This is a genomic window from Flagellimonas lutimaris (assembly GCF_003581615.1).
GTDB classification, from domain to species: Bacteria; Bacteroidota; Bacteroidia; order Flavobacteriales; family Flavobacteriaceae; genus Flagellimonas; species Flagellimonas lutimaris.
On sequence record NZ_QXFH01000077.1, the window covers coordinates 1 to 2,500 of the forward strand.

The 2,500-nt window shown below is 51.0% G+C and carries 2 tRNA genes and 2 rRNA genes (1 of these 4 cut by a window edge); all 4 read left to right on the forward strand.

Annotated elements, in window-relative coordinates:
• Positions 1–235 precede the first annotated feature (235 nt).
• Positions 236–1,761, forward strand: a 16S ribosomal RNA gene (locus tag D2V08_RS14170).
• Between the two features lie 108 nt (positions 1,762–1,869).
• Positions 1,870–1,943 (forward strand) — tRNA-Ile (locus D2V08_RS14175).
• A gap of 100 nt (positions 1,944–2,043) precedes the next feature.
• A tRNA-Ala gene (locus D2V08_RS14180) sits at positions 2,044–2,120 on the forward strand.
• Positions 2,121–2,290: 170 nt separating this feature from the next.
• A 23S ribosomal RNA gene (locus D2V08_RS14185) occupies positions 2,291–2,500 on the forward strand; it runs 2,610 nt beyond the window's last position.
• The 16S and 23S rRNA genes sit together here with 2 tRNA genes alongside, the layout of an rRNA operon.

Sequence of the window (2,500 nt, forward strand, 5' to 3'; positions counted from 1 at the left end):
AAAAAAATATTGAAAAACATTTTGCGGGAAGAAAATAAGGTGCGTATATTTGCACCCGCTTAGCTGATAAGGCAGGGCGTTAACGAGAGGGGATTTGATGAGAAGAGAGTCCTTTTGAGTTTAAAAAAAGTAAAGAAGTTCATATACATATTGTAACGACAGCGTAGAATTAAGAATAAACCATTTTGATGCGGGGACTCGGATTTCCGGGTGTCGGACAGACATTCAAGGAAATACAATGAAGAGTTTGATCCTGGCTCAGGATGAACGCTAGCGGCAGGCCTAACACATGCAAGTCGAGGGGTAACATAGAAAAGCTTGCTTTTTTGATGACGACCGGCGCACGGGTGCGGAACGCGTATGGAACCTGCCCCTGTCAGGGGAATAGCCCAGGGAAACTTGGATTAATGCCCCATGGTATCGTTTTATCGCATGATAAGGTGATTAAAGATTTATCGGACAGGGATGGCCATGCGTACCATTAGTTAGTTGGTGAGGTAACGGCTTACCAAGGCAGCGATGGTTAGGGGCCCTGAGAGGGGGATCCCCCACACTGGTACTGAGACACGGACCAGACTCCTACGGGAGGCAGCAGTGAGGAATATTGGACAATGGGCGGGAGCCTGATCCAGCCATGCCGCGTGCAGGATGACGGCCCTATGGGTTGTAAACTGCTTTTATACGGGAAGAAACGCACCTACGTGTAGGTGTCTGACGGTACCGTAAGAATAAGGACCGGCTAACTCCGTGCCAGCAGCCGCGGTAATACGGAGGGTCCGAGCGTTATCCGGAATCATTGGGTTTAAAGGGTCCGTAGGCGGGCCTGTAAGTCAGGGGTGAAAGTTTGTGGCTCAACCATAAAATTGCCTTTGATACTGCAGGTCTTGAGTCATGGTGGGGTTGCCGGAACATGTGGTGTAGCGGTGAAATGCATAGATATCACATAGAACACCGATCGCGAAGGCAGGTGACCAACCATGTACTGACGCTGATGGACGAAAGCGTGGGTAGCGAACGGGATTAGATACCCCGGTAGTCCACGCCGTAAACGATGGATACTAGCTGTGGGGACTTCGGTCTCCGTGGCCAAGCGAAAGTGATAAGTATCCCACCTGGGGAGTACGTTCGCAAGAATGAAACTCAAAGGAATTGACGGGGGCCCGCACAAGCGGTGGAGCATGTGGTTTAATTCGATGATACGCGAGGAACCTTACCAGGGCTTAAATGCAGGCTGCATGGGGTGGAGACACCCCTTTCTTCGGACTGCCTGCAAGGTGCTGCATGGTTGTCGTCAGCTCGTGCCGTGAGGTGTCAGGTTAAGTCCTATAACGAGCGCAACCCCTACCGTTAGTTGCCAGCATGTAAAGATGGGGACTCTAACGGGACTGCCGGTGCAAACCGTGAGGAAGGTGGGGACGACGTCAAATCATCACGGCCCTTACGTCCTGGGCTACACACGTGCTACAATGGCCGGTACAGAGGGAAGCCACCCCGCAAGGGGGCGCGGATCTACAAAACCGGTCACAGTTCGGATCGGGGTCTGCAACTCGACCCCGTGAAGCTGGAATCGCTAGTAATCGGATATCAGCCATGATCCGGTGAATACGTTCCCGGGCCTTGTACACACCGCCCGTCAAGCCATGGAAGCCGGGAGTGCCTGAAGTCCGTCACCGCAAGGAGCGGCCTAGGGCAAAATCGGTAACTAGGGCTAAGTCGTAACAAGGTAGCCGTACCGGAAGGTGCGGCTGGAACACCTCCTTTCTAGAGAAAGAGATGTCCGGAATATCCTTGTCCCGCACGAGATGGTTTTATCTCTGCGCTGTCGTTTATAATATGTTTTTTGATATACAGGCAAATTAAGGCCAAGACAGTCTCATAGCTCAGCTGGTTAGAGCGCTACACTGATAATGTAGAGGTCGGCAGTTCGAGTCTGCCTGAGACTACGAAAGAAGTTCATTGGGTATTGAAATAAGGAAATTCTAGGTGTTGGGTTACCGTTATATAGTACTGTTAACTGATAACTGTTAACTGACAACTGATAATGGGGGATTAGCTCAGCTGGCTAGAGCGCCTGCCTTGCACGCAGGAGGTCATCGGTTCGACTCCGATATTCTCCACCACGGCAAAAGTCGTCCGCCGATCTTGTATCGGAGGCGATGTGCCAGAAAGTTCATTGACATATTGGGACGGAGCGATACGGTTTTACCGTAATTGCGAAGTCAAAGAAGAAACACGAAGTAGAATAGAATATATAAGGATTACGAGAGGGCATTTGTACTTAGGTACAGGTGCGACAAGCAAAAGAAGGGCGTATGGGGAATGCCTAGGCTCTCAGAGGCGATGAAGGACGTGATAAGCTGCGAAAATCCACGGGGAGCTGCACATGAGCATTGATCCGTGGGTGTCCGAATGGGGCAACCCGGCTGGTTGAAGGCCAGTCACACCGTAAGGTGGGCGAACCCGTTGAACTGAAACATCTAAGTAGACGGAGGAAGAGAAA